At 53.3% G+C, this 4,767-nt stretch carries 3 protein-coding genes and 1 pseudogene; 2 read left to right on the top strand and 2 right to left on the bottom strand.

The genetic code is table 11. The annotated features are described in order from the left end of the window. Positions 1 to 849 (top strand): annotated as a pseudogene (locus tag Q0X57_RS07560) (hypothetical protein); the annotation flags it as partial. A 326-nt stretch (positions 850 to 1,175) separates the two neighbouring features. Then, positions 1,176 to 1,667 (top strand): hypothetical protein, encoded by a 492-nt coding sequence (locus Q0X57_RS07565; RefSeq protein ID WP_297729793.1) that lies wholly within the window; start codon positions 1,176 to 1,178, stop codon positions 1,665 to 1,667. Positions 1,668 to 1,854: 187 nt separating this feature from the next. Here Q0X57_RS07565 and uvrB read toward each other — a convergent pair whose 3' ends face one another. After that, positions 1,855 to 3,903 carry an excinuclease ABC subunit UvrB gene (gene uvrB, locus Q0X57_RS07570; RefSeq protein WP_297729797.1) on the bottom strand — a complete coding sequence of 683 codons (2,049 nt, stop codon included), beginning with the start codon at positions 3,901 to 3,903 and terminating at the stop codon, positions 1,855 to 1,857. Between the two features lie 15 nt (positions 3,904 to 3,918). Continuing rightward, positions 3,919 to 4,668: a hypothetical protein gene (locus Q0X57_RS07575; RefSeq protein WP_297729799.1), complete on the bottom strand. Its 750-nt coding sequence runs from the start codon at positions 4,666 to 4,668 to the stop codon at positions 3,919 to 3,921. Between the last annotated feature and the right edge of the window lie 99 nt (positions 4,669 to 4,767).

Below are 4,767 nucleotides of genomic sequence, written 5' to 3' on the forward strand. Positions count from 1 at the left end.
AAGATTGTCGTCAAGGTGCTAGACTGGAACGAAGCCACCGACCTCGGCAACTACACCGACGAGGATCTAGAGGCACTAGGTACAGTAACGGCAGATCCTACGGTCAACCTTAGCGGTAAGAACCTCCTCAACGCTGTCGCTGAGTACAACATCGATATCACGGGTAAGAAGTTTACCACGAGCCAGACCAACGAAGCTGGTAACACAGGTTACTTCACTTGGGCAGAGGCTAAGGCTCTTCAGATGCCTGATGGCTATCACCTACCTACTCGCTACGAGTGGACTGCTATCCTAGGGTCTGAATGGAGTAGTCAAGTTTATATCCACTTCAACCAAGACAAAACAGAGAAGGATGTCTCTCTAACGGTTCAGATCCCCGTAGCGCCAAGTTCTACGGTAACAACGATGGCTTGCCTGCAGGATTACAAGCAGATTAGTGCCGAGTCTGCTACCTATATGATCCGCTATAAGGACAACGACACCTATCGCTCCGCTTGGCGCTACTCTTGGGTAGATGGTCCTATCGCTGGTCAGAAGGTACTCAAGATAGAGTCTGTACCTGTCAAGGCTACCTTGACTATAGAGAAGCTTAATAAGGAGTACTTTGCTAATCCTAAGGTAAGCAAGTACGTCAAGACGATTTACCTGCCTGCAACTGGCTTCAATTACTACAAGAATGGTTCGGGCTCGGGCAGCAATCGTGGTTCCATCGGGGGCTACTGGTCTGCCACGGAGTACAGCAGTCGCTATGCCTACTGCGTGGACTTCCGCTACACGGACGCGGGCGTCGGCTACAGCGATCAGACGAATCGTTGCACCGTGCGCCCCTTCCGAGACAAGCTACAATAACTAATATCGTTGCGCTTCGCCCGCCACGCAGTGTGCGGTCACCGCTCTGTCCATCAGTGATGGCTGAAGAGACTGGGTGGCGAGGCGGAGCTATCGCTCTACTCTGGTCGACATACACACAATACACAATACACTATACAAACCAACTTATGTCCAAAATCCGTGATATACTAATCAGCGAGCAGAGCAATAGATCTCACATCTATCTCTATCGACGGGGACTATTCTATCAAGCGTTTGAATACTCAGCCTACCTCTTCTCTCACTTGATATCTCCCATCACAGTGACTTCACATCATCAGCCTAGGTCTAAGTGGTATTACTGTATGCTGAATATACCGCTACAGCAACTCTCGAACTATCCGATTATGATAGATCAGAAGCCTATAGACGAAGCGCTCCTATGCTACACGCCCTCTGAATTTGCCATCGCATCGCTTAGCGAGTCTTATGATGAGTGGCATATGCGTATCACCTCAACGAGTGGTCGTGACTCCTCATTGGCGACGCCATCCACAGTAGCGTCTCAGACGCACCTTCCTGTGGTCCCTATAGCATCGCAATCAAGTGAGCTCGTCGTGCCTAGCCCGCTCTCCGAGCAACTAGAGCAAGCCAAACTGGTGACAGAACCAGAGACTCTCGGTGCCTCAGTGCCACACTTCGCCTGTGACTTGAAGCTGGAGGATAAGGTGTGGCTCTGTGACTGGATGATATATCGTATCCTGATGGTCTCTACACGTCACATCTGCCCGATGGACGCCCTCAAGTGGCTAGATAAACTTCAAGAGGAGCTGCGTGATAAGCTGTGGCACGACTAACTACTCAGACCAGGCGGAGGGTTACTTCTTTTGAGACTGTTGCATAAAGGCGAATCGCTGTGTTGCTTTCGGGATTCGGCTTCGGTCACATACGGAGGTATGCTCCCTTCAGACCTCACCCTCAGCGCCTTGCGCTTCATCCTTTCTGCAAAGTCTGGACAATCTTGCTTGCAAGATTGTGAGACTGTTAACTTTTGCAACAGTCTCTCTTTTGATCCTCTAGGCGGCTCTGCAGTGCGTACATCTCGTCACGTAGACGCGCTGCTTCGACGAAGTTGAGCTCCTTGGCGGCGGCATACATTTGCTTGCGTACCTGCTCAATTAGCTCTGGGAGCTTGTCCTGCGTGAGGTACTCAGCGACAGGTGAGGCGACAGCTATCTCCTCCTCGACATAAGCTTCGGCTTGTGCCGAGGATTTTGTTGTTACATAGCCCTCCTGCGAGAGCGCATTCGTTCGCTTGCTCACCACCTGTGTCGGGGTGATGTGATGCTCCTCATTGTAGGCTATCTGCTTAGCACGGCGGCGGTTGGTCTCGTCGATGGTCGCCTGCATACTGTCGGTGATGCTGTCCGCATAGAAGATGACCAGCCCGTGCACATTGCGGGCGGCACGCCCTGCCGTCTGGGTGAGCGAACGGTGCGAGCGGAGGAAGCCCTCCTTGTCCGCATCCAGTATAGCAACGAGCGAGACCTCGGGAAAGTCCAGTCCCTCACGTAAGAGGTTGACTCCGACCAAAACATCGTAAGCGCCTTCACGCAGACTGTCCATAATCTGGATACGCTCCAGCGTGTCCACATCGCTGTGTATGTAGGCGCACTTGATGCCCGCTCGTATGAGGTAGTCGCTCAGCTCCTCCGCCATACGCTTCGTCAGGGTCGTGACCAGCGTCCGCTCGTTGCGCTCCGTGCGTATGACGATCTCCTCCATCAGATCGTCCACCTGATGCTCCGTGGGGCGTATCTCGATGGGCGGGTCCAGCAGTCCCGTAGGACGTATCACCTGCTCGACCACTACGCCCTCGCTCATGTTGAGCTCGTAGTCGGCCGGCGTGGCGCTGACGTAGATCACTTGGTTCGTCAGATTGACAAACTCGCTAAACTCCAGCGGTCTATTGTCCAAAGCCGCTGGCAGACGAAAGCCATACTCCACCAAAGTGGTCTTGCGCGCCCTGTCTCCGCCATACATCGCTCGTATCTGTGGTATCGACACGTGGCTCTCATCAATGACCAGTAGGTAGTCATCGGGGAAGTAGTCCATCAAGCAGAAGGGACGCTCGCCCGGCTTGCGACCATCGAAATAGCGCGAGTAGTTCTCAATGCCCGAGCAGTAGCCCACCGCCTTGATCATTTCCAAGTCATAGGAGACACGCTCATAGAGTCGCTTCGCCTCAAAGAGATGACCCTCGCGCTCCAGCTCGGCCGTGCGGTCGCCCAGATCCTTTTTGATCTCAACGATGGCACGTTGCGTCTGCTCCTCCGTCGTCACAAAGAGGTTGGCGGGGTAGATGCGTAGATTGTCCAGTGTCCCCTGGCTCTCCGCCGAGACTGGGTCAATGATGGTGATCCGATCAATCTCATCGTCCCACAGCTCAATGCGGTAAGCCACTCCCTCAAAGGACTCAATGGCGGGAAAGATATCGATCGTATCTCCCTTCACCCGAAAGGAACCACTCACGAAGTCCGCCTTATTGTTGACATAGTAAGACTCCGCCAGGCGTCGCATCAGCGCATCCCGCTCGATCTGCATGCCCACCTCCAGCTTGATGATCTTATTCTCGAAGTCATTCGGATTGGCCATACCGTAGATGCAGGAGACCGAAGCGACTACAATCACGTCGCGACGACCCGAGAGCAGCGAAGCGGTAGCACGTAGTCGCAGCTTGTCCAGCTCCGCATTGATCGCCATGTCCTTCTCTATATAGGTATCCGTATTGATCAGATAAGCCTCTGGCTGGTAGTAGTCGTAGTAGGAGACGAAGTACTCCACCGCATTGTTGGGGAAGAAGGCCTTGAACTCGCTGTACAGCTGAGCTGCCAACGTCTTGTTGTGGCTAATGACCAGCGTCGGTCGATCCACCTGCTGGATCACATTGGCGATGGTAAAGGTCTTGCCCGAACCCGTCACACCGAGGAGCGTCTGATGAGGCAACCCATCACGCACCCCCTGCGAGAGCTGAGCAATAGCCTCTGGCTGGTCGCCCGTCGGCTTATACTTTGAGGTTAATTGGAAGGACATGGCTCCTACTTTGCTCTATTGCTGTCCGTGCTTCTGCTTGTTCTCTAGGTACTTACTGTCGAGAGCCCAAGTCAGCCGAGGCTCTAGGGATATAACCTTGCGATACCATGCCTCTGCCTGCGTCTGCTCGCCGACACCTACGTAGCACTCGGCAATCTGGATTAGGAGACTCAAGTAAAGCCACGACCCCTTGCTCTTGCCCTGCGAAACCATCGCACGCTCTGCTCGAAGAAAGTAGTCAATAGCACCCCTCTTCGCATCTCCCTTGAAGAAAGCGGGTGCGAAGTACTGCGCATTGCCTCGCTGGATCAGACCGATGGCGTTTTGCTTGTCCATCTTGATCGAGCGATTCATCAGACTAATGCTCTTATTGCCCACGAGCGCTGCTCGGAGCCACGATATGCCGATACGATAAGTGTAGTAAGCCGATAGATAGGCGGTCATCTCGGCGGTCTTGTAGTCGCACTCGATGAGGTAGTCCACATGTGCTTTGTAGCGCTTGAGGTATTGCTCCGCCTCGCTATTTCGATCGCGCAGGATGCACTCAGCGATGTAGCCATACTCATACTCGACCAGCTCGGCAATGCGTGCGTAGCTCTTATTTGGCTCAGCGTGCATACGGTCTATGACTCGCTTCCAGCTGTTGACATCTCGCTGTACATAAGCTTCGTAGACCTGCTTTTGGTCTGCCGTCTGTGCCCAGCTACTCCCAGCTCCTAAGAGGAGCACGAAGAGTAAAATTCCCAATATCTGTCTTTGTCTCATACGATTATTATCTGTCTAAGGATTAACGAAACGACCCGTGCTATGACTGCCACCTGCCAACGGAGACTGTTGCATAAAGGCGAATCGCTGTGTTGCTTT

Source organism: uncultured Porphyromonas sp. (genome assembly GCF_947254915.1).
In the GTDB taxonomy this organism is placed as follows: domain Bacteria; phylum Bacteroidota; class Bacteroidia; order Bacteroidales; family Porphyromonadaceae; genus Porphyromonas.

Bases quoted from the DNA above. Each gene is read 5' to 3' on its own strand.
- Q0X57_RS07575 (WP_297729799.1), bottom strand. From the start codon at position 4,668: ATGAGACAAAGACAGATATTGGGAATTTTACTCTTCGTGCTCCTCTTA.
- Q0X57_RS07565 (WP_297729793.1), top strand. From the start codon at position 1,176: ATGCTGAATATACCGCTACAGCAACTCTCGAACTATCCGATTATGATA.
- uvrB (WP_297729797.1), bottom strand. From the start codon at position 3,903: ATGTCCTTCCAATTAACCTCAAAGTATAAGCCGACGGGCGACCAGCCA.